This window comes from Acinetobacter sp. TW_SC_4 (genome assembly GCF_054861205.1).
This window is the reverse complement of sequence record NZ_CM142174.1, coordinates 1,021,346-1,043,654: the sequence shown is the minus strand read 5'-3', so window position 1 is coordinate 1,043,654 and position 22,309 is coordinate 1,021,346. Positions and strand designations below refer to the sequence as shown.

At 40.5% G+C, this 22,309-nt stretch carries 22 protein-coding genes; 8 read left to right on the top strand and 14 right to left on the bottom strand.

What is annotated here, in order from left to right; all coding sequences use genetic code 11:
• The first annotated feature begins 82 nt into the window (after nt 1-82).
• The 3 genes from folE to ACWM1W_RS04895 all read left to right on the top strand — a co-directional run bounded on the left by folE (nt 83) and on the right by ACWM1W_RS04895 (nt 1,877).
• A complete protein-coding gene (folE, locus tag ACWM1W_RS04905; protein ID WP_171064799.1) occupies nt 83-631 on the top strand; it encodes a GTP cyclohydrolase I FolE in 549 nt (182 codons plus the stop codon).
• Nucleotides 632-695: 64 nt separating this feature from the next.
• Nucleotides 696-1,055 carry a cupin domain-containing protein gene (locus tag ACWM1W_RS04900; protein ID WP_104427005.1) on the top strand — a complete coding sequence of 120 codons (360 nt, stop codon included), beginning with the start codon at nt 696-698 and terminating at the stop codon, nt 1,053-1,055.
• Between the two features lie 267 nt (nt 1,056-1,322).
• Nucleotides 1,323-1,877, top strand: coding sequence for a DUF4385 domain-containing protein (locus ACWM1W_RS04895; RefSeq protein WP_214001413.1), 555 nt, complete (start codon nt 1,323-1,325; stop codon nt 1,875-1,877).
• Here the strand turns inward: ACWM1W_RS04895 and ACWM1W_RS04890 are convergent.
• The 5 genes from ACWM1W_RS04890 to hemE all read right to left on the bottom strand — a co-directional run bounded on the left by ACWM1W_RS04890 (nt 1,874) and on the right by hemE (nt 7,933).
• The gene (locus tag ACWM1W_RS04890) at nt 1,874-3,271 is read right to left on the bottom strand and encodes a diguanylate cyclase (protein ID WP_375726174.1); all 1,398 of its coding nucleotides are present in this window, start codon (nt 3,269-3,271) and stop codon (nt 1,874-1,876) included. The two genes, ACWM1W_RS04895 and ACWM1W_RS04890, sit on opposite strands and share 4 nt — an antisense overlap.
• A 204-nt stretch (nt 3,272-3,475) precedes the next feature.
• On the bottom strand, nt 3,476-5,362 hold the full coding sequence (locus tag ACWM1W_RS04885) for an Lnb N-terminal periplasmic domain-containing protein (protein WP_214001415.1): 1,887 nt from the start codon (nt 5,360-5,362) through the stop codon (nt 3,476-3,478).
• Between the two features lie 73 nt (nt 5,363-5,435).
• A complete protein-coding gene (locus ACWM1W_RS04880) occupies nt 5,436-5,906 on the bottom strand; it encodes a DUF3015 family protein (RefSeq protein WP_214001416.1) in 471 nt (156 codons plus the stop codon).
• Nucleotides 5,907-6,048: 142 nt separating this feature from the next.
• Nucleotides 6,049-6,852, bottom strand: a complete 804-nt coding sequence (locus ACWM1W_RS04875; RefSeq protein WP_125278918.1) for a DUF817 family protein — start codon at nt 6,850-6,852, stop codon at nt 6,049-6,051.
• Between the two features lie 10 nt (nt 6,853-6,862).
• A complete protein-coding gene (hemE, locus tag ACWM1W_RS04870; protein ID WP_166138565.1) occupies nt 6,863-7,933 on the bottom strand; it encodes a uroporphyrinogen decarboxylase in 1,071 nt (356 codons plus the stop codon).
• A 206-nt stretch (nt 7,934-8,139) separates the two neighbouring features.
• Between hemE and ACWM1W_RS04865 the strand changes: the two genes are divergently transcribed.
• The 5 genes from ACWM1W_RS04865 to ACWM1W_RS04845 all read left to right on the top strand — a co-directional run bounded on the left by ACWM1W_RS04865 (nt 8,140) and on the right by ACWM1W_RS04845 (nt 14,550).
• A complete protein-coding gene (locus ACWM1W_RS04865) occupies nt 8,140-9,357 on the top strand; it encodes a L,D-transpeptidase family protein (RefSeq protein WP_214001417.1) in 1,218 nt (405 codons plus the stop codon).
• 164 nt (nt 9,358-9,521) lie between these two features.
• On the top strand, nt 9,522-10,220 hold the full coding sequence (locus tag ACWM1W_RS04860; protein ID WP_214001418.1) for a pirin family protein: 699 nt from the start codon (nt 9,522-9,524) through the stop codon (nt 10,218-10,220).
• A gap of 305 nt (nt 10,221-10,525) precedes the next feature.
• Nucleotides 10,526-11,506 carry a methyltransferase gene (locus ACWM1W_RS04855; RefSeq protein WP_214001419.1) on the top strand — a complete coding sequence of 327 codons (981 nt, stop codon included), beginning with the start codon at nt 10,526-10,528 and terminating at the stop codon, nt 11,504-11,506.
• 236 nt (nt 11,507-11,742) lie between these two features.
• The gene (locus tag ACWM1W_RS04850) at nt 11,743-12,678 is read left to right on the top strand and encodes a hypothetical protein (protein WP_261634918.1); all 936 of its coding nucleotides are present in this window, start codon (nt 11,743-11,745) and stop codon (nt 12,676-12,678) included.
• Nucleotides 12,679-12,699: 21 nt separating this feature from the next.
• Complete coding sequence (locus tag ACWM1W_RS04845; protein WP_375726175.1) at nt 12,700-14,550, top strand: ImpA family metalloprotease; 1,851 nt, start codon at nt 12,700-12,702, stop codon at nt 14,548-14,550.
• A 154-nt stretch (nt 14,551-14,704) separates the two neighbouring features.
• On the opposite strand, the gene ACWM1W_RS04840 is transcribed toward ACWM1W_RS04845, so the two are convergent.
• From ACWM1W_RS04840 to tolQ, 9 genes are all read right to left on the bottom strand, one after another.
• The gene (locus ACWM1W_RS04840; RefSeq protein WP_375726176.1) at nt 14,705-15,190 is read right to left on the bottom strand and encodes a CinA family protein; all 486 of its coding nucleotides are present in this window, start codon (nt 15,188-15,190) and stop codon (nt 14,705-14,707) included.
• 462 nt (nt 15,191-15,652) lie between these two features.
• Nucleotides 15,653-16,797, bottom strand: a protein-coding gene (locus ACWM1W_RS04835) for an IS3 family transposase (RefSeq protein ID WP_375725726.1) whose coding sequence is annotated in 2 segments (ribosomal slippage) — nt 15,653-16,533 and nt 16,533-16,797 — 1,146 coding nt in all. Because the reading frame shifts where the segments join, the coding sequence is not laid out codon by codon here.
• A 156-nt stretch (nt 16,798-16,953) separates the two neighbouring features.
• On the bottom strand, nt 16,954-17,151 hold the full coding sequence (locus ACWM1W_RS04830; RefSeq protein ID WP_214001420.1) for a hypothetical protein: 198 nt from the start codon (nt 17,149-17,151) through the stop codon (nt 16,954-16,956).
• A gap of 70 nt (nt 17,152-17,221) precedes the next feature.
• A complete protein-coding gene (locus ACWM1W_RS04825; RefSeq protein ID WP_004782813.1) occupies nt 17,222-17,449 on the bottom strand; it encodes a hypothetical protein in 228 nt (75 codons plus the stop codon).
• Between the two features lie 102 nt (nt 17,450-17,551).
• The gene (locus ACWM1W_RS04820) at nt 17,552-17,767 is read right to left on the bottom strand and encodes a cold-shock protein (protein WP_004782814.1); all 216 of its coding nucleotides are present in this window, start codon (nt 17,765-17,767) and stop codon (nt 17,552-17,554) included.
• A 185-nt stretch (nt 17,768-17,952) separates the two neighbouring features.
• The gene (locus tag ACWM1W_RS04815) at nt 17,953-19,653 is read right to left on the bottom strand and encodes an NAD-dependent malic enzyme (protein ID WP_214001421.1); all 1,701 of its coding nucleotides are present in this window, start codon (nt 19,651-19,653) and stop codon (nt 17,953-17,955) included.
• A gap of 648 nt (nt 19,654-20,301) precedes the next feature.
• Entirely contained in the window at nt 20,302-21,063 is a 762-nt protein-coding gene (locus tag ACWM1W_RS04810) for an energy transducer TonB (protein WP_214001422.1), read from the bottom strand.
• Nucleotides 21,060-21,506: a protein TolR gene (gene tolR / locus ACWM1W_RS04805; protein WP_086208627.1), complete on the bottom strand. Its 447-nt coding sequence runs from the start codon at nt 21,504-21,506 to the stop codon at nt 21,060-21,062. The genes ACWM1W_RS04810 and tolR overlap by 4 nt, the downstream gene beginning before the upstream one ends.
• Before the next feature lie 12 nt (nt 21,507-21,518).
• Nucleotides 21,519-22,217, bottom strand: coding sequence for a protein TolQ (tolQ, locus tag ACWM1W_RS04800; protein ID WP_214001423.1), 699 nt, complete (start codon nt 22,215-22,217; stop codon nt 21,519-21,521).
• Between the last annotated feature and the right edge of the window lie 92 nt (nt 22,218-22,309).

Genomic DNA, 22,309 nt, shown 5'->3' with positions numbered 1-22,309 from the left:
CCCAAAACAAGGCATTGTAAAAGATTTCTGCTACAATGCCGTCCTTGTTCATTCTCAGTTTAAGTGAATACGTCATATGACTATGCAGCAATCTTACGCAAACATTCTTACTGCCGTTGGTGAAGATCTCAATCGCCCTGGTCTCAAAGATACGCCCGTGCGTGCTGCGAAAGCGTTTTCGTATTTAACCTCAGGGTATAGCCAGACTCTGGAAGAAGTGACCAATAGTGCGGTTTTTCCATCAGATAACCGTGAAATGGTTTTAGTGAAAAATATCGAATTTTATTCACTCTGCGAACACCATTTATTGCCATTTTATGGCCGTGTACATATTGCCTATTTACCTGAAGGCAAAGTATTGGGGCTGTCTAAATTTGCACGTATTACTGAAATGTTTGCACGTCGTTTGCAGATTCAGGAAAATCTGACCCAGCAAATCGCAGAAGCGGTTGCTGAAGTCACCAATGCACGTGGTGTGGCCGTGATGATTGATTCAGCACATATGTGTATGATGATGCGTGGTGTTGGCAAACAGGAATCAACAACGCGTACGGTGTCATTTATCGGTGACTTTAAAACCGATAAAGAAGTCCGCCGTGAGTTTTTAGGCGCTGTACCAGAAAGTTATTAATATAGATTCATAAATGAAAGCCTCAATTGATATTGGGGCTTTTTTACACGATGAGGTTATGAAAATGTCATCTATTTGGATTGCGGGTCGAGGTTTAGGTCAGGCTGAAGAAAGTATCGATTATCCACGTCCAGACCGGCTGGTTAAAGGTAATCCTAAACGCTTGACCCAGAGTGCCTATCAACATCCCAATATGGATTGCGGGATCTGGCAATGTGAAGTGGGTGCCTGGAATATCGTATTCGCTGAAAATAAACAGGAATTCTTTCAGATAATCGAAGGGATCGTCCGTTTACATGATGCTCAAGGACAATCCTTTGTTGAAATCAAGGCAGGTGAAGCTGGCATTATTCCACCCGGTTTTGTTGGCACTTTTGAAGTGGTTAAAGCCGTTAAAAAATATTATGTCGTGGTAGAAAGTTAAAACATAAGTACGAGTTTAATATCTTCATCAGTTAAGGAATTTTGCGATCAATTCCTTAACTTTTCTACGTATTCACTCAATTTCTTAAAATTTAATTCCTACATTCTTTTCAAAAATTTATCTTATTAACTTAGTTTCCTTCCTTTAAAAAATAAACAGATTGATGCTGCATAATTAATTTCCTGACTACATTTCCTGCCATGTTTAAATACAGACCTTTTGTTTAGAAGTCTGCATGATCCAAGTATATAAATTCTGGAAACAGCCATGAGTAAAAAGCAGCTTGATCCGCCTAAACGCCCTTCACGTGTTCATTCAAATAGTTTTGACTATAGTCTGGATTTTAAGAAAATTGATTTCCGTAAACGTCCGGACTTATACCGGATTGGACGCGGTGAGCAAGGCGTGCTTTTAGTAGAACCTTATAAGTCGGAAATCCTGCCCCACTGGCGTTTTGCAGATGCTGAAAAAGCCCAAGTCAGTAGTGAAAAAATTTATGCTCTATTTCTGGAATATTTAAAACAGGAAGATTTTGTCGGGGCCGATATGGCACGCAAGTTTTTACAAATGGGTTATACCCGCGCCCGACGTTATGCCAATCACAAAGGCGGCAAAAAATACGATGGTCCAGTTCCAGATGATAAAAAAGGCTTAAGCGGTGCACATGGGCGTGAGGAATTGCCGCGCAGTTCTGAAGATCCGGTTAAAGCTGCTGCAGCCAAAATATTTAAACAAAAATGGGATGAAGCCAAAATCCATCCCGAATATGTGCGGCAAAAACAGCAATTCCAAGCTGCGATTCAGCAGCAAGCTTTAAATTAAACAGACGCTTTTTGTGCGCCCTGAATTTGAGAAGGTTGCGCCAGATAGACCCGGTTACGCCCCGTATTTTTAGCCATATACAATGCAGCATCTGCGGCATCCAGAAATCTTTGGTAATCCGGATGACCATCAAATAACGCACAGCCAATACTAACTGTGAGTCTGAATTGCTGTCCTTGAGCCGTATTGATCAAGCCATGCTCTACATATTTACGGATATTTTCAGCAATGTTCAGCGCGCGTCTTTCATCGGAATCGACCAGCAGCAGCAGGAATTCCTCACCACCGACACGGAAGGCGTAGTCACTACCCTGAATATATTTCTGTAAGGCATCCGCAATAAATTTTAAGGCCAGATCACCAGCTGCATGACCATATTTATCATTAATGGCTTTGAAGAAATCGGCATCAATCGCTAGCAAGGATAATGGTGTCTGGTTATCACGAGAGAAATTGATTTCACGTGAAATAATGGTATTTAAATAACGGCGATTCAATAACTGGGTTAACGAGTCATTTCCTGATTCGATGTAATCTGCAACCTGGAATAATTGATCGACCAGGTGCTGTATTTCACGGTTTAAATCACGAATACTTTGAATCAGATTCAGCATCTGATCTTTTTCAGTACATTCCAGCACTGCCTGATTCAACGTATCGATCTGATAAATTCGCTCGATAATTAAATCGACCTGATCAGAACCGGTAAAGGCATAAGACGCTTTATGAATAAACCATAAGCCAAATTCTGACTTGGACAGTATTTGATGTCTAATGCCTGTAGTGCCAGAAAAGACCTTGAACATCAGCTCATTTTCCCAATCCAGCAATGAACTGCGCTGCTTATCTTTTTGTACCGCGACATCCTGCATTGCAGAAAATACCCGGTAACTGTGCTTCATTTCCTGATTCTGGACTGATTTTGCCTCATAGGAACGACACATAATTTCTGTGGCAAATCCCATGATTTGTACAATATAGCTACAGGTAGTAAGCATGTTCGGCTGCGGATTTAAACTCAGCAATTCAAACATTTTGCGCTGAATTTCTCGTACACCGCGCATAATCAGCCAGGATGGAATCCCAACGCGTGCATGCACATGTCCAACGATATTCTGTTTTTGCACGGCTTCTGCATAACGCTTATTCAGCGCCACACTGAAACTTTCTGAAAGCCATTGATGTAAAGTATCGCGTAAACGCTGCTGAATCAGCTCATCAGTAAAATAATGAGAAGCTTCTTCTTCCAGAAGCATATTTTTATAGAATTCTTCTACCAGTACCGACGAGTGGTCTTGAATAAACTGAAATGCGTGTAGCAAATCATCCGATGAATAATTTTGACAGATCTGCTTCCACTGCTCCGCCAGCATAGCCATACACTCATTATTCATATAACTTTTCCCGATACTTTGCGATTCTCAGTGATATTATGTGAAAAATACAACAATATTCAGGCATTTTAACCCAATTACTGAATACAATCTTTGATAATATCGGTAGAAGTCTCCGAACATGAATTTATTTTAAACATTCAAATATAAGTCATTTGATCTATAAACTTCATTTACTCAATATTCGAGGGTATGTTAGCCAAATTAAAAATAATGGACTAAGCCCAGACTCCATTTTTCCCAGTCTTTCGAGTCCTGTTGCTGATATTCCCAGCTCGCCCGAATGGCATTTTGTGTATTCCATGCATATTGCAGCTGGCTTTTTAATTTCAGCTGCCACTGATGGGAGTCTTCCCAATACGGTAATTCCACCTGTACTAGGCTATTGATCTGATCCGTCCAGATATTCTGACAACCCACCGTTGGCCCCATACCGATACGCCATCCTTTGTCTAGCGCTTTTCCGGCCTGTACATGATTTTGTAGCTGCACATAGCAGAGATGTTCACGTGCTTCATTTGCCCAGCTATAGCCACCCTGAACCTGAAAATTGGCTACACCATGCTGTTGCTCGGTACTAAACTGGCCCTGCTGATCCAGTGCTTCCTGTTTCCAACCTAAATTAAAGCCCCAAGATAACGGCGCTTTAAATGCATTAATTGGGTTATAGGAATTTACTGTCAGTAGATCCAGGTGCTCCAGCTTCACGCGGTCATCACGGTATTGCAATGCACCATCCAGGAATAATAATTGGGTTCCTGTACGCAGCCCGCCTAGCGGATCCATAAGGTCATGATAAGCCTGACGATGACCAAGCTGCACAAAAGTCTCACCCTGTACTTGCCCAGTTTCAAGAACGATATTTCGGGCATGATGGCTTTGAACCGGATCTATTTTTGGAGGCTCTGGCTGCTGACGCTGTTTGTCTATCGCCAACTGACTTCTTAGGCCCAATAATTTGCGAAAGCGTGGCTGGGCAAAAGACTCATCTACTTCTTGACGAAGAAAATCCAGATATAAATGGTCGTAGGCCATTTCCAGAATCTTGGCCTGATCTTCAGCCGGATAATTTTGCAACATGGCTTCCATTTCAGAAGTTTCTGCATACCCTACCTGATGTGCAGTTTTTGCCAAGGATTTGCCATGTTGCTGGGCTTGAGCCAGCAATTGAGTTTCCAGGGCCGGACGGTAAGTCTTCTTCCTGATCAGTCCCTGCTGTTCCACAACTTTTAAAGTTTCGACCGGAATCGCGGCGGTATCGAATTGCTGCTGCAAGTTCAGTTCAGGACGCACCAGATCAAAAAGCCCTAGTAGACGATAGGCACAGTTATCATTAATGAAATAATAAGGGAAACTTACCTGCTGCATTTCCCAGAGATGCTTCACCAAAAATCCGGTTTCTTCAGGCGTCAGATTAAGTTCATATTCCCATAAATCACGGCTTTCAAAGTCACCATATTCCTTGACTTTTCGGTAATACGGCATCAAGGAATATTCACCCGGATATTGGCCGGTCAGCCCTTTCCAGGCAAAGGACCAGTTATCATTGCTGTCAACTGTAGCAGCATAATTGACTGCATAAGACACCAGATTCAGTTGCTGCTGGTCTTTCGGGTCCAGACGCAGCAAAGTATGACCAAACATGGAGCTGGGATTACCCATATAATCGGTGGCATAAATCAGGGTCGCCTGATAAGGCTTGACTTCATTCATCCAGCGATCAAAATCCGGGCAACTCGCTTCAGGCAGTTGCTGTTCAGAAATATTCAGCTGTTGCATTAACCACTGGCTACGTGCCGGGAATTTACATCGTACAGACTGATTGGGTTCTGCGGGCTCAAACAATGCCTGTATATTTTGCTCCAATTCAAGTTGCAGGTCTGTCTTGCCCTGCTTTGCCAGAAAATAGCCTGCATAACTGACTTCACTTTTTCCTTCAGCATTGGCATACATCAAACGCTGCCAGGTCGAAGTCTGGTGCAATTTTTTTTGTGTGGCTTGTTCTAGATAAGCTTGAATATCTGGAGAAATTTCGGACGCAAAACTCAGGGGACTCCACAGCAAGGCTGAGAGCAAAAAAGCATATTTCATTCAGTCTACGGTTCTTTTCAATTTTTATTTATAAGAAAACCCTGCCAGGACAGCAGGGTTTTTACAGCGATACTTAGATATAAGCTTTTAATACTTCATCTTTAGCCATGACTGTTTGTAGAGTACTTAACACTTGTAAAGTATTCTGGTTTTCTTCTGAATAGATTTCAGAAAAATTCTGCTTAGATACAGTGAAGAAACGTGCTTTGTCTTCTGCCTTGATATTTAGCAGTTCAGCCAGTACATTCAGGCTTTCACCTTCACCTACGGCCATATCACGTGCCAATGCTTCGGCATTTTCATTGGTAAAAGTCACAACTTGAGCCGTCACTGTACCGCCCTGGCTACATCCTAAAGTACCGAAAGTAATACCTAGCCACTGGTTAGTAAACAGCACGTTTGTTGTACCTGCAAGCAGCTTAGGAATAATGCCTGACTGGCCTGCCCATACCTGGCTACCAATACCACAACCTACATCTCTATCCGCCATCGCCATACCAGAACCCGTTGCCACTACCACAGCGAGCATAATCTTTTTTAACATACTTATTCTCCGGTTATTCTCATGCATCTTTTGTTATTACGCTAATGATGTAATCTTCATTACACATTCAGGAGAGTAGCGGGAAGTCTAATTTGGCGCAATGAAAAAATGTCCAATTTACATAAACATAAACAGAATAGTTTTACCGGGTTTTTAGGCTCCAGTTACCTTGAGAATTACGCTGTCCTAAAATCTTTAATACCAGCACCAGACTGAGCAATAAAAGTAAATACCAGGAACCGAGCTTGCCCCAACCGACCATATGCCATTTTTCTACCTGGCTTGGATATAGCCAGATCTGATAAAAAGTACTGATGTTCTCAGCCACCCAGATAATAAAGGCCAAAATCAACAGGACAGGTAACATCGGCAGCTGAAAAGCATGTTGATTCAACTGAAATCGGATTCTGGTTTTCCAGAACATCACTACACTCCAGACAAATAACAGCAAGCGATAGTCCGGAATGAAGAATTTGCTCATGAAGTTGATGTAGGACAAGACTGCCAAAGCCAGCATATGGCTAAAGCGCGGCAATTTTTCAAATGAGACTTGGTATAAGCGTAAGGAACGTGCAAAAAAACTGCCGACAGCCGAATACATAAAACCGGCAAATAAGGGCACAGTCAGTATTTTAAAAATTGCAGGTTGCGGATATTGCCAGGATGCAATCGCCGGATGGGTCAGGAAAATTTCCATGACCATCGCCATGATATGGAATAAGGCAATTACTTTGGCTTCGGCCCAGGATTCTAATTTGGTATAGAGCAATACTACCTGAATCAGTAAAGCGAAAAATAATAAATAGTCATAGCGGTAGAAACCGTAAAACAGTTCACTACCCATAGATGCGGTTTGTGCAAAAGCAAGCAGGAGCAGAATCCCAAATAAGGCAGCCGAAGCTGCCTTATAGGTAAATTCAAACCCTGATTTAAAAAAGTCGATCAACGTTTACATCCTAAAGATATTTAGCGCTGTACTCATGTACGGTATCAATAAATACTTTAGGATTGGCTGGATCCACCCACTGGGTAATGCCATGACCTAAGTTGGCTACATAACCGGTTGTTTCACCATTGGCATAGGCATCATCCAGCATCAACTTGGTCGCTTTAGCAATCGCGTCCGGAGTGCCATATAAAGTTGCCGGATCAAGGTTGCCTTGTAACGCAGCACGACCTGCAACAGTCTGGCGTGCAACATTGAGCGGTGTGGTCCAGTCCAGGCCAAAGGCATCTGCACCGGTCGCAACCATTGGCTCTAGCCATTGACCACCACCTTTAGTAAACAGAATCACTGGAATCTTGCGGCCATCTTTTTCACGCTGCAAACCTGCCACGATTTTTTGCATATAATTAAGTGAAAATTCAATATATTCACGATGAGCAAGTGCTCCGCCCCAGCTATCAAAAATCTGCACTGCCTGAGCACCGGCATCAATCTGTGCATTCAGATATTCAGTCACGGCATCTGCTAAACGCTCTAATAAAGCATGCAGAACTTCTGGCTGTGCGTACATCATGTTTTTAGTGAAGCGGAAGTCTTTGCTCGAACCCCCTTCAACCATATACGTTGCCAAGGTCCACGGGCTGCCGGAGAAGCCGATCAATGGTACTTGCCCACCCAAAGCGGAACGAATGGTCGATACTGCATTCATTACATAATCAAGGTCAGACTTGGCATTAAATTTGGGTAAATTAGCCACATCCTGTTCAGTCCGCACAGTTTTGTGGAACTTTGGACCTTCACCTGCTTCAAAATACAGGCCCAGACCTAAAGCATCCGGAACAGTCAGAATATCCGAAAATAAAATAGCCGCATCCAGCTCATAACGGCGTAAAGGCTGCAAAGTCACTTCACAGGCAAATTCAGTATTTTTGCAAAGAGAAAGGAAATCCCCTGCTTTGGCACGTGTTTCTCGATATTCTGGTAAATAACGGCCTGCCTGACGCATCATCCATACAGGGGTAGTATCTACAGGTTCACGTAACAATGCGCGCAGAAAACGATCATTTTTTAAGGTCGTCATTCACTTTCCTATCTATCTTTGATATTGCTCACATCATAACAAAATGACTGCATTTTGAATAACTTCTCATGACTTTAAAAACCGATCATGTTAAGTGATCAAATGTAAGGAATTACACAAAAGAACTACTGCATCTCCACATTTTTTCTGTAATACTTATAGTGTTTTTTCACATAGTTAACGAAATATTTTTAAGGTTGAGTTACATGTTCGTTCGCACAATGCTCGCTGTGAGTCTAGGTTGCATTTTCGCAGGTACTGTTTTCGCTGCGTCTACTGCTGAACAACCATTAAACCCCCAAGTTGTCACTGATGTTGCGGTTCAGGATCCGATTGATCCTTTAGCGACTGAAGCTTCGGCAGCACAAGCAGAAACTCGAATTAGTGCTCAAGAACAACAAGATCTGAAGAAAGCTTCTGAAGCATTAGATGTATTACAAGATACTGAAGACCAGACGGCCGATATCGGTGCTGCTTCAACCAAGACTAAAGCACCGACGAATTCTGCTGCTGCGAAAGCATCTTGGACTTTAGATGGCCTTAATAATGCAAGCTGGTATGAAGATATTGGTAAAGGCCAATTTCCGGTGTATGCACGTGCGCATGTCATGTTGAATAATGCCCATGCTTCTCCAGGTGCGATTGACGGTACTAGCGGTAAAAATACCTTGAAAGCGATCGCATCTTTCCAGCAAATGAATGGTATTAAACCAACAGGTACGTTGACTCAGGAAACTTGGGATGCCCTATTGGCTAAACAGGGTTCTAAGCCTGCTTTTGTGGAATACACCATCACTGAAGAAGACCTAAAAGGTCCTTATACCGAGTCTATTCCTTCTGACTATGCCTTACAGGCAAAAATGAAAGGTTTGTATTACACTCGCGTAACTGAAATGCTGGGTGAAAAATTCCATATGGATGAAGACTTTTTGAAAAAGTTAAATCCAAAAGCTACCTTTAAGAAAGCTGGGGAAAAGCTGATTGTTGCCAATATCCGCAATGAAGTTCCTGAAGATATTCATTTGATTGTGGCGCATAAAGGTGCTAAGCAGCTTTATCTGTTCAATAGCCGCAACCAGATGATCGCTTCTTTCCCGGCAACGATTGGTAGTTCAAGTACTCCATCGCCAACAGGAACTTATAAGGTGACTGGCGTAGCGAAAAACCCATGGTATAGCTACTCGCCATCTAACTTTGTTCAAGGCAATAACAAGAAACCACTTTCTTTACCACCTGGTCCAAACGGTCCTGTAGGTAATATCTGGATTGGTTTAAGCAAAAAATCATTTGGTATTCACGGTACACCGAATCCTTCTGCAATCTCTAAAACTGCGTCACATGGCTGTATCCGTCTGACTAACTGGGATGCGAATGATTTAGGCCGTAAAGTGAAATCAGGTGTAACTGTCCGTTTCCTTGAATAATCTTTATTTAAATACCTAAGCCCGCTTACGAGTGGGCTTTTTTTATACCTACATCCTTTTGTATCGTTGCAAAAATGCAATGATCTGTCGCCTGTTTATGATTTTTTAAGAATTAAAACAACGGTATGATGATCTCAAGTTAAAAATTAAAGTGAGATAAACCCATGAAAGCTTTTCTACATCCAAGTGAAAATCGTGGTCATGTAAAAATGGGCTGGCTGGAATCTAGACACAGCTTCTCATTTGGCAACTGGTACAATCCGAACTATATGGGCGTGAGTGCTTTACGTGTCATTAATGACGACCTGATTGATGCACATCAGGGCTTTGGTACCCATCCGCATGACAATATGGAAATCCTGACCTGTGTATTGAAAGGTACGATTACTCATCAGGACAGTATGGGCAATCATGGCGGTATTGCAGCAGGTGAATGGCAACTGATGAGTGCCGGAACCGGTGTACGTCATAGTGAAATGAACCAGGGTGATGAACAGGTACATCTCCTGCAAATCTGGATCATTCCGAATGAACGTGATGCTCAGCCGAATTATCAGCAAATTCGTCTGGATGCCAAAGAACAACCGAATCAATGGCATTTAATCTGTGGACCGAATGACAATGCACCCATGCACATTCGTCAAAATTCAGAAGTCAAAACAGCCGTGATCCATCAAGGCCAAAGTCTGGACATCAAAGCGACTCAGCATATCAATTATGTACATGTGATTTCTGGCTCAGTACAAATTGCAGAATATACAGTTGAAGCTGGTGGTGCGATTGCCTTTATGGATGACGCAGAAATTAAAGCAATTGAAGATGCTCAAGTGATCTGGTTTGATTTACCAGAAGCTGCTCATTAAAACTTCTATTTATATTCAGTCTATGCCGACTTATCATTTTGATCAGTCGGCATTTTTATAGAAAACATATAAAAATAAAAGTGATTCATTCTTTATAAGGATTTGAACTTCAAAATACCGCTATACAAATTAAACCAATTCACATCAGTTTTTTACCGAACAACAATAAATTTTGGGCGAAGATTAATCTGATCCATTTTGATTGAATCAATATAACGAATGGCTGTTCTGGTCATTATCTTGTATAGATTAAACAGGTGTATGCACCTTTTCATTTATTCTAAATAAACCGAAGAGCACATCTAATGAACCAGATTTTAGAAATTCAAAATAGCCAGCAACAAGCTCTGCGCTTTTTATTAGACTTTTTAAAACAGCAGCAATATCAGTTTATCGCTATTACGCCACTTTCACATCAACGGATTCTGGATCGCAAAAGAAGCGAAAAAAATAAACAGAAAACTCTACAGGATATTTTTGGCTGGAATCTGGAATTTACAATTACCGATCTTGATCCTGTTCTTTTTTCATTATTGTTAGAACATCAGCTTCTAGAAGTTAAGAATAATGCATATAAAAGTCTGATCAGAGTCGCTTCACTCGAAGGCGAATTATTTATTCACTCCGCCTTTCCTACGACCCAACAGGACGCTGTTTTTTTTGGTCCTGATACTTACCGCTTTGCCTATCATTTAAAGCAGTATTTATCTTGCCAGGCCAATTCTTTTAAACGGGCGGCTGAAATATGCTGTGGCACTTCTGCTGCTGCGATCCATATGGCTAAACATTTTCCAGATCATGAGGAAATCTTTGTCGCAGATCTGAATCCGAAAGCTCTTCTCTATAGCCAGATTAATATCGATTTTTCAGGTTTTGATACGATTCATCCTGTGCAGAGTAATTTATTTTCTGGTCTTGAAGGCCAGTTCGATATGATTTTTGCCAATCCTCCTTATTTAATTGATCCAGATCAACGGCAATACCGTCATGGAGGCAATAAACTGGATGGCAATGAATTGTCTTTTAAGATTATCAAACAGGGTTTACAGCGACTCAGTCCAGATGGACGTCTATTTTTATACACTGGCGTCACTATTTGTCAGGATGGCAATCGCTTCTTGCAGCATCTGGAAGCTTTGATGAAGCAGCATCAAAATATTGACTGGTCTTATGAGGAAATTGATCCGGATATTTTTGGTGAAGAGTTAGAGCAACCTGCTTATCAACATGTAGAAAGAATTGCGCTGGCCCTGCTCAAGTTCGAAGTCAAAACTGATAGAACATGAAATTTCAGCTCGGGTCGAGGCTATTTTTAAACTGCGGCCTAAGTAAAACAAATAAAAATTAACTCAATCCGCATCACATTTAAAATTATTTTCAATAATTATTTATCATTAAAAAACATATACTTAAATTAAATATTAGTTCTATTTTATCACTACTTACTTCTATAATTCTCATCTAATATTTACGACAACTTTAAAAATAATGTCGTCTTTTTGGTTATACCTTGGGGAAAATTGTGGAAAGAAATTATTTGAGGTTGAGAACAGCCTTACTGACCTTATCGCTATCGATCAGTCTGATTGCCTGTGGTGGAGGTGGTAGTGAAGAATCAGCCTCAGCGCCTAAAGAAGTACCAGATAATAGTTCACCTGTAACACCTCTGCCACCTGCAACCAATCGGATTGATCAGGCATTGAGTACAGGTGACGCGATACCTTTAACTGAGCAGGATTCAACTGCACTACTAGACTGGGCCTTACAGCTCGCCAAGCAACAACAAACGTGGCAAAAGGGTTTAATTACCTCACTTTATACCAGTTCAAATGGCAAAGTTTTGCAACCTCAACTGCAATTTACGCCAACTGCTTCGATTAATCTTTATCCTTATGATTTAAGTGCAGCTTTGCCAATCGCAGTTTCAGATCAAGCCTTCGGCTGGAATTTAAGTCAGCAGGCGAATAAGGGTTGTGGTCTGGGAGTCGCATCACAAATCGGTAAAGGCCGTGCGCTGGCTTTTGGCCAGAATATGCTTGGGGGGATCTCAGCGAATAGTCCTGACGTGATAGATTTTGCACCCGTGCTTAATAATGGTTTTCGCTGGCTATTGACGGGGAAAACACAAGCACAGCCTAAACAAGAACTTAAACTTACCGTGAATGGCCTGGCACAAACCAACCTGAGCATAATAGAAAATTATTTTGCCCAGCATTTAGGGGTTAAAGTTACCTTTCTACAATGTAATGTACTGGATCAAACTAATACCTGCTGGAAAGATGCTGACCTGATGATTTTAGGCAGTAATATCGGCGCCAATAATTTTGAATCCAGCTTGATTCAGGAATATCTGGAGGCAGGTAAGCCAATATATTTCCAGGCAATGGGTTATAACGTCACTACACCGATAGAAAAAATCTTTTCGGCATTGAAGATTGAGACCAATAATAATTACTAGCATGGCCAAGATACTTTACTCATGTCTTCAGGACATTCCATCACGGATCAATGGAATAAAGTGAATGACATCGATAGTACGATCCAAATGCTGGAATATTTCAAGTCACCAAGTGCAGCACACCTAGGTGATTTAAATGCCAATAATCCGTTGATTCAAACCATCAATAAAGCTTCTACCAATCTACAAAATTTAAATGCACAAGGCATTACTGCATTTAGCGCAAAAAATAATAATCAGATTCTAAAAGCTTTGGTGTTATTGGCAGATCTCTGGCGTCCAGGCGTGAATTACAGCGGACTGTCGAAAAATGGCGATGCTCTGACTTTTATGCGTACTTATGCCAGCGACTCCTGGACGGACTATAAACGCAAAACCACATTGGTGAATCCAAATGGTGCCAGTGATTATATGCCAGCCTCTGCACAAAACATGGCTGTCAGTGCGCAAGCCGAAACCATTACTGTGACCATTCCGCAAGGCAGCGGAATTACCGCAATTGGTCGTGCCAGCATTCCGGGCAAGCCTGTCAGTATTGAGATTGTTGATGCTCAAGGTGCACAGCTTTCAGTCCAGACCAGCTATTTACGTGCCTGGGGCAATCCCTTTGATGATGGCGGCTATAAACGTCCTCGCCGACCAAACAGTTTCGCCGTAAAATTAGACGCCACTCAAAGCAATGACTTTATCAGCCCGTTCGGTGGACCATTGATGTTGAATTACAGCAATGCCAAAGCAGGCTCTGTGGTGACCTTAAAAATCAAAGGCGCAGCAAAATATGCACATTATGATTTTACTCAAACGATCACTGAAGCGGATATTAGCGAAGCCACCAGCATCCTGCAAAGTAGAAACTTCGGCTGGAACACTTTTAAATTTGTTGGTGGTGAAATTCAGCAGACCAATGACTATGCTTTAAAAGCCATTGGTGATCGATCGGCACGTACCTATGTGGATCAGATTAAGGGCGTAATCTTTGACAGTAACCACATTGCCAACGGTTATAACAACATGCCGCTGGATAGCAGTACGGCACAGCGTTGTAATGAATTAGGCTGGGATTGTACCGGCACAGTTCATCGTGCACCGAATGTTCAGCATTTTGTGGGCTGGATTGCGACCTGTGGCTTCCTATGCTCAGGAAATCCATCAGATGGGTCAACTGGCATTGATACCGGTTGGGGCTGGGTACATGAATTGGGACATAATACTGTTCAGGATGTCTTAACCATGGTATTCCCTTCTACTAAAACCGGAAAAACTGTTGGTTGCGTAGTGGAATGTAATAACAACATTCTGGCGGGTTTAAGCATGATGCGTAAATATCATCTATATGCTCAGGACAGTAATGGTAGCAATTTCCGTTACCCAACTTTATATGCCAATATCAAGGATACACGAAGCCTTGGTTTGTCAGGTGAAGCACAACGTGCCGCAATGGAAAAACGCTTATGGCAAGATGGCTATCATGTATCGATGCAGGCCTTCCATATCCAGATGGCCATGAACTATACCCGTTTACATCAAGGTAAATCGCGACCTGATCTTCAGGGTGTATTTGAGTTCATACGCTTACTGAATACTTCACAGCGTTTGTATAATCAGATTGATTTAAATAAAGCATCTCAAGCAGATAAGAATAAACTGGGATTAGGCGCCTTTAATGCGAAAAACATGAGCCGCCCTGACCTGATTTATGTGCTCAGTTCAAAAATCATGGGCTATGATCTTAAAGATTTTTATACACTGTATGGCTTGCCTGTAACTGCAACCGCACATGCCTCAGTCGCTATGCTTAATCTGCCTACCGTACCTTTGTATTTCTATGCGCAACCGGATGGCGGCTCAAATCGCCTTGCAACAGGACAATAGCTCACCATTCCAACGAACGGCCCTGTCCCTAATTATCCTTATTAATTGATCGATCAAATATAAAAAAATCCCGGCTTCGGCTGGGATTTTTTTATAGCAGAGCATTTTCATGATCAGTGTATGAGCGACCATCAAGAGCTAAATAAATAGCGATTTACTTATTTCTCTTGTATCGACTGCCCTCAAGGATTTCAATTAAGCTCAGATTGATATTTCTTGCCAGTTTTTTTAATTTCTCTCTCGGTTTACCTCTGCAAAGAAAGCGGAAACTATAAAGCTCATCCTTATAAGAAATCACATAGAAAAAAGTTCCTACTGGCTTTTCTTTGGTTTCTGTCCCGCCTCTTTTTAATAGTCCTGTACAGGCAATATAAATATCGGAATAAAACATTTTCTTGGCTTTTCTGACCATTTCCTGCGTGATTTCCATAGATTCCGGGGTATATTTTTTAATAAACTCAGGTTTGATCTTTAAAATATTTTCTTTGACACCCATGTCATAACACACCAGTCCGCCATATAGAATATCGCCAGAATATTTATTTTGGGAAAATCGGTAAGCCAGGTAACCTGCTGATGCACTCTCTAGAAAAGTAATACTTAATTTTTTTTTGGCGAGTAATTTTATACATTTATTCATAGAGTAAACTCCTGACTTTATGATCATCTATTGATTATTAAATGTTCAAAAAGAAAAGATTAAATACTTAGCGTCTGAATGTTCTAGCAAAACTAAAACTGAACTGCCCTTGCTCACCACCTTAAACCAGCTGCATATCCTCAGTCATTTATATGACTTAAGTTCATACCAACGAAACTTATAATAACCTTGACGGGTTTTAACTCTGATTGGCTTTCTGATTTGATGTGTATTAGATTTTTTATAGGTTGATAATAGTTTTATGCCTAAAAGCATAAGTAGTAGAAGATATAAAATAGGGATCACTGAAATGATGGCTAAGTCGATTTAAATTTGAACTAAAAATATGCTTATTAATTCAGGATTTATTTATAAGACGATGAATAGGTTTAATTATCAAGAGAGGTGGTCCCACATGTTTGAACAACTAAAAGCGTATTTATAAGTGATATTCCGCTCTAGTTAAGCCACCTTGTTTTGTTGGGGTAGCTGATCATAGTAAAACTCATTTGGTGTCATTTTGTCTAGACTCGAATGAGGTCGTTTCAGATTATAAAACTCAAAATATGCACTCAATTGCTTTTTCGCATCTGTGACACTGCTATAAGCTTTGAGATACACCTCTTCATATTTAACGCTCCGCCATAATCGTTCAACCATCACATTATCTACCCATCGACCTTTACCATCCATACTGATTAGAATGCCATTTGATTTCAATACATCAATAAATGCATCACTGGTAAACTGACTGCCTTGGTCTGTATTAAATATTTCAGGTCGACCATATTTTTCAATAGCTTCATTTAATGTTTCTATGCAAAATGTAACCTCCATACTAATCGATACTCTATGCGCAAGTACCTTGCGGCTATGCCAATCAATCACAGCACATAAATAAACAAAGCCTTTTGCCATAGGGATATACGTTATATCCGTAGACCACACTTGATTACTGCGCTGAATAGCCAATCCTTTGAGCAGATATGGATATTTGCGGTGAGCTTGATTAGCCTGGCTTAAATTTGGTTTGCAATATAACGCATTAATGCCCATTTTCTTCATTAAAGTACGTGTATGACGTCGTCCTATATGATGTCCTTGACGATTCAACAAATCACGCATCATACGGCTACCTGCAAAAGGGTATTGCATATGTAACTCATCCATACACCGCATCAGCTTCAGATCTGATGCACTCACAGGTTTTGGGCGATAGTAATAACAACCACGGGAGACTTTCAGCAGCTGAGCTTGCTTAGATACTGAAATCTGAAGTGAGTCATCGATTAACTTTTGTGGTTGAAGCGGCCCAGTTTCTTCAACACACCTTCTAAAAAATCAATTTCTAATGCCTGCTCACCGATTTTTGCATGTAGTTTTTTTAGATCGATGGGTGGTTCTGTTGGAGCTTTTGATTGATCGAAAGCTTGCGAGGAAGCTGAAATCAGTTGATTTTTCCAGTCGATAATTTGGTTTTGATGAACATCAAATTCAGAACTCAATTCAGCAAGTGTTTTTTCTGCTTTAATCGCAGCAAGTGCTACCTTAGCTTTAAAATCATTTGAATGATTTCTTCTTGGTCTACGTGCCATAAAATACTCCATATATTGATGTTTATAACATCATTTGGGGAGCAAAATATCACTTATAAGTGTTGTTCAAATTTCCTGATCCACCTCTCAAGTTCATAATTTCAAAGACAAAATCCTGGCAAAATACCAAGATTTTTTATATTCACTTTTGGTCATGTCACATGACCACTAAATAATTTTGAAAATTTTGCCGCTGATGGTGCTTTGAAAAAACATTTCAAAACTTGGGCGAATATTTTCACCTTCAACCGTAATATGTTTGACGTTAGAATCCGATTGGGTATGAACAAAATCAGGGTCAACAGTAGCCTGAATCGCGTATTGAACACCGAATTGATCTTTCACACTGATATTTTGCTTAAACATAAATAAACTTTTAGTAATGATTATAAGAGAGATCGGCTAGAAATTGGTTAGCCAATATATAATTTAAATATTAAATAACTTTATGATTTAATTTAAATAATTGATTTAAAGATGTATAAAATGTACGACCGTCTAGATTCAGGTCAACTTCTATTCCTGATTGAAGCAGCACTCTTTTACCTACTTCTATTTCCTTAAAACCTTGACGTGTATTTTGCATTTTATTCAAGGGAATCAAAGAAACAATAATTTCTGTACCATTTTTAGATTTTGCAATTAATTCATTAATTTTTAACAACTTGTATCCTATTTTTATACTTCTTCCAATCTGGAAAAAGCTCTTTAACTTTTATTTAAAACAATAAAAAAGCACTGATGCGTGCTTTTTTATTCTAAAGACTTATAGCGCAGTAATATTTACAGCATTTGGGCCTTTTTGACCTTGAACTACGCTAAATTCAACTTGCTGGCCTTCCATTAAGGTTTTAAAACCTGAACTGGCAATTTCACTGAAATGAGCAAAAACATCTGGACCAGATTCTTGTTGAATAAAACCGAAACCTTTAGTTTCGTTGAACCACTTTACAGTACCTTTAACAATATTTGAGTTTGACATAATAAAACCTATTAATTTTTAGTCATCTGAATGACCAGTTGTAACTTTGAAAATAATAAAGATTTGAGTAGATTGAACTTCTATATTTTAGATTATCTTCGCTTTCTCCAAACAAAAAAAGCAGAGAAATAACAATGTCATCGCTCTGCTTTACTTAATATTAGGCCGCCCTTTTCCTAATAATATTAAAAGGTCACACGCTTATATTCCCGATATTCCGGTATCCAGAAATTTGTATCAATGGCTTTCTGCAGCACATCAAAACCAACTTTTGGAGCAACGCCATCATCAATCGCAGCTTGCGCAACCCTTAAGGCAATAATCTTGGAAATATGCTGGATCTGATCCAGATCTGGCAACAAGTTGGCAGTTGGATCCTGAAGTTTTGGAGAGCATTCTGCTAAGGCATTACTTGATGCCATCAGCATATTATCCGTAACACGTGTGGCACCTGAAGCAATCACGCCTAGTCCAATTCCCGGAAAAATATAAGAGTTATTGCATTGAGAAATAGTATAAATCTGTTCCTGATAATTAACAGGTGCAAATGGGCTACCTGTAGCAATCAAAGCTTTCCCATTGGTCCATTGAATAATATCGGCTGGAACAGCTTCTACGCGAGAAGTAGGATTCGATAAAGGGAAGATAATCGGATGTTCACAATTTTCAGCCATTGTCGTGATCACATCTTTGCTAAATAATCCCGGCTGTCCAGATACCCCAATCAACACTGTGGGTTTCGCATATTTGATGACATCCGATAGAGAAATAATCTCTTCAGCATTCCCCCATTCAGCAATATTTTCTGGGTCTTGCGCCAGTTTTCTCTGGAAATTTAATAGATTTGGCTGATTCTGGGTAATAAGGCCGAAGCGATCCACCATAAAAACCCGCTTACGTGCCTCTGCATCAGTCAGGCCTTCTGCTACCATTTTTGCCACAATCTGTTCAGCGATCCCACAACCGGCTGAACCTGCTCCCAAAAAGGCAATGGTCTGGTCTTTTAGTTGCTTATTAGACGCATAGGAAGCTGCAATCAGACTGCCTACTGCCACAGCTGCCGTACCCTGAATATCGTCATTGAAGCAACATACTCGATCGCGATATTTTTCCAGTAAAGGCATGGCATTGTGCTGGGCAAAATCTTCAAATTGAATTAGCGCATCGGGCCATCTTTGCTGAATCGCCTGTATCACCATTTCGACAAATTCATAATATTCATCACCGGTGATACGAGGCTGACGCCATCCCATATAAATCGGATCATTCAACAGCTGCTCATTGTTCGTGCCTACATCCAAAGTAATTGGCAAGGTATAGGCCGGACTAATGCCTCCGCAGGCCGTATATAAAGCCAGCTTTCCAATCGGAATGCCCATTCCGCCAATACCCTGATCGCCTAAACCAAGAATGCGCTCTCCATCTGTAATCACGATCACTTTGACATTTCTTCGATTTACATTATGTAGGATATGCTCAATATGATCCCGATCCGGATAGGAAATAAAAACCCCGCGATGACGGCGATAAATCTTGGAAAAATGCTGACATGCCTCTCCTACCGTTGGCGTATAGATGATCGGCATCATTTCGCTTAAGTGATTTTCGATCAAATGATAGAAAAGCGTCTCATTGGTGTCTTGGATGTTACGTAGGTAAATATGCTTATTGATTGCATCATTGAATGAGCAGTATTGTTGATACGAACGCTGACTTTGTTCCTCAATCGATTCGATCGCTTGGGGCAAAAGTCCATGTAAATTAAAATGTATACGTTCTTCTACAGAGAATGCTGAACCTTTATTCAGCAATGGGAGTTCAAGTAATGCAGTACCTGCATAGGGAATATAAAGTGGACGTTTAGGGTTCAGAGGTTCAGTTGCCATTTTTAACTCGCACTTTAAGATTCGACATGAATGAAAGCCGAAAAGAACAAAAAATTATCCTACTATCCTAGTCGACTTTCAGGTGTTTCAGTCATTCAGCGAATTAATAATGAAAAATGTTCTATTTAATAAACTGATAACGGCAATAAAATAAGCTTTAAATTTTTATATCCTCTTGTCAGATAAAAATTTAGATCATACTTTTTTAATTGAGACTTATTAGATACCTGTTATGTACTCACCTCAAACAACTCAGTTAGTTCAAATTTTGGCAATAAAAAAAACATACTTAAAAAAGGCAGATAAGATGTGCAATTAAAGAAATAGTTGGTTTTATAATACAGTGCCTATGCTCATCAGTAAAAGTATTTAACTCAGACAGGCGCAAGACTTGTTCTAGACTTGCTTCTTTAGCTCATCTACACTGCCCAATTACACTAACTCAAATTAATATAATACTTTACAATATTCATTTTGGCCATATAGCCGATATTGGAGAATTCGCTACACTAGGTAACATCCATAATAATTCCAATATTATTTTACTGCACAAAAAAATCTTTCAAATTAGATATATTTGCTCCACTAAATTATGAAATCCCTATCAAAAATGATTATATATCTAGAATTTTGGTTACTATTCAACAATTAAATTTCAATCCTATATTGGAAAGTATTTTTAACATTCGATACACTGGTTGGTTTGCCATCGACGAGACGAGGCTGATATTTAAAAGTGAGTGCAGCCTGAATCGAAGGTCGTACAAACATCGGATGGCAGTCACCTTGTGCCTTTGGATTTTCTACCCGTCCTTTTTCGTTCACGCTATATACCACCGTACAATCCCCCTCCAGCTTACGATCCAAAGCTTGTTCAGGGTAAGCTGGTGCTATTTTTGCAACAGGTTGATAATTTTTAACATCAAATGATTCAGGATGAGTTTGTGCTTTAGGTTCTACTGATTTCTGGGTCTTCGTCTGAGTTGGTATATCCGCTTGAGACTGCGTATCTACTGTTTTCTGAGATTCCGCTACTGCCGTTTGCTTTTCCGTCACGACTTGCTGTGTCGGTTTAGCCGCTGTAGGTACAATTTTGCTACTCTGTGACTCTACAAACTTCTTGGTGGTTTTCGGTTGGACTTCAGTAGGTTTCTCAAGCTGTTTTTTGACAACCTCATGTAAGGGTTTTTCTTCGACTATCGGCTCAGGCTTTTTAGGTTCAGGTTGTTGTTTGATTGGAGGGGGTATTTGCACAAATTGTAATTGAATGGTTTTCGGCTTGGGTTCCGCCAATGTTTCATGCATCTCAACCGTACATAACCATGCAATTAGCGCAATATGCAATCCAGCCGTGACCGAAAGTGCTAGACCTTGATCACGAAACCTAATTTTGGAAACGGTTGCCATCATGATTGTGGTTCCTCTGTCACTAGCCCCAAGTTCGTTACCCCACTTTTTTGCAAGGATGCTATGGCCTGTGCAACCAGTTGATAATCAGCATCCTGATCGGCACGTACATAAAACTGTAAGCTTTTATCTTTTTGAATAATTGGAACGAGCTTTTGTTGCATAGTAGCTAAATCAATGGCCTGATCCGTAACTTTCTCAGTATTCACTTCTGATCCAATATTCCAGTAATACTGGCCATTGGCTTGAATAGATAAGGTTACAATACGCTGCTGTTGTGACGCGGGCATGACATTGGCATCCACTTTAGGCAAATCAATTTGAATGCCTTGCGTCAACATTGGTGCAGTCACCATAAAAATTACCAACAACACCAACATGACATCAATATAAGGAACCACATTCATTTCAGCATTGGGTTTTAATTTTTGAGGACGCTTAATCATGGTTCTTGCTCCTTAACGCGAAGTGCGCTCAGTGTGCCCCAACAAACGATAAATACGCGTTTGCAACTCATTGGCAAAACCGTAATAACGAATGGAAAGCTTGTCAGCACGTGCCGAAAAGCGGTTATACGCCACGACCGCAGGAATAGCGGCAAATAAACCAATAGCTGTCGCAATTAGCGCTTCTGCAATCCCTGGTGCAACTGTATTGAGGGTTGCCTGTTCAACGGCAGACAGTCCAATAAACGCATTCATAATGCCCCAGACCGTTCCAAATAAGCCTATATAAGGGCTGACTGAACCGACTGTTGCGAGAAAGGTTAGATTCTGCTGAAGCTTTTCTTCTTCTTCACTGATACTACTGAGTAAACGACGTTCTACCCCATCAATCACATCACTTGTGGTGAGTTGCTCATCTTTGATCAATTGATGGTATTCATCCACCCCATGTTGAAAAATGCTGACAACGCCTTTTTGTTGTTCAGGCTGTTGGTAATCTTGCTGTAAAAGATTGAGATCTTTTTGCTGTCTAAAATTCTTTAAAAAACGGTTCCAAAGCTGCTCTTGTCCACGAAGTAACATGCCGTGACGCACGATTAAATACCAACTTACGACTGAGGATAAAACCAAAATCAACATCACTACTTTTACCAACACACTGGCATGGCTAATCAACATCCAAACTGACATTTGATCCATCGTTGCTTGCATAACGCACTCCAATTTTTTTACTGCATGGTGCAGTACATATATATTTTTAAAATGGGCTGTGATTCTTTAGCAGCCCATGTACTCACTCAGGT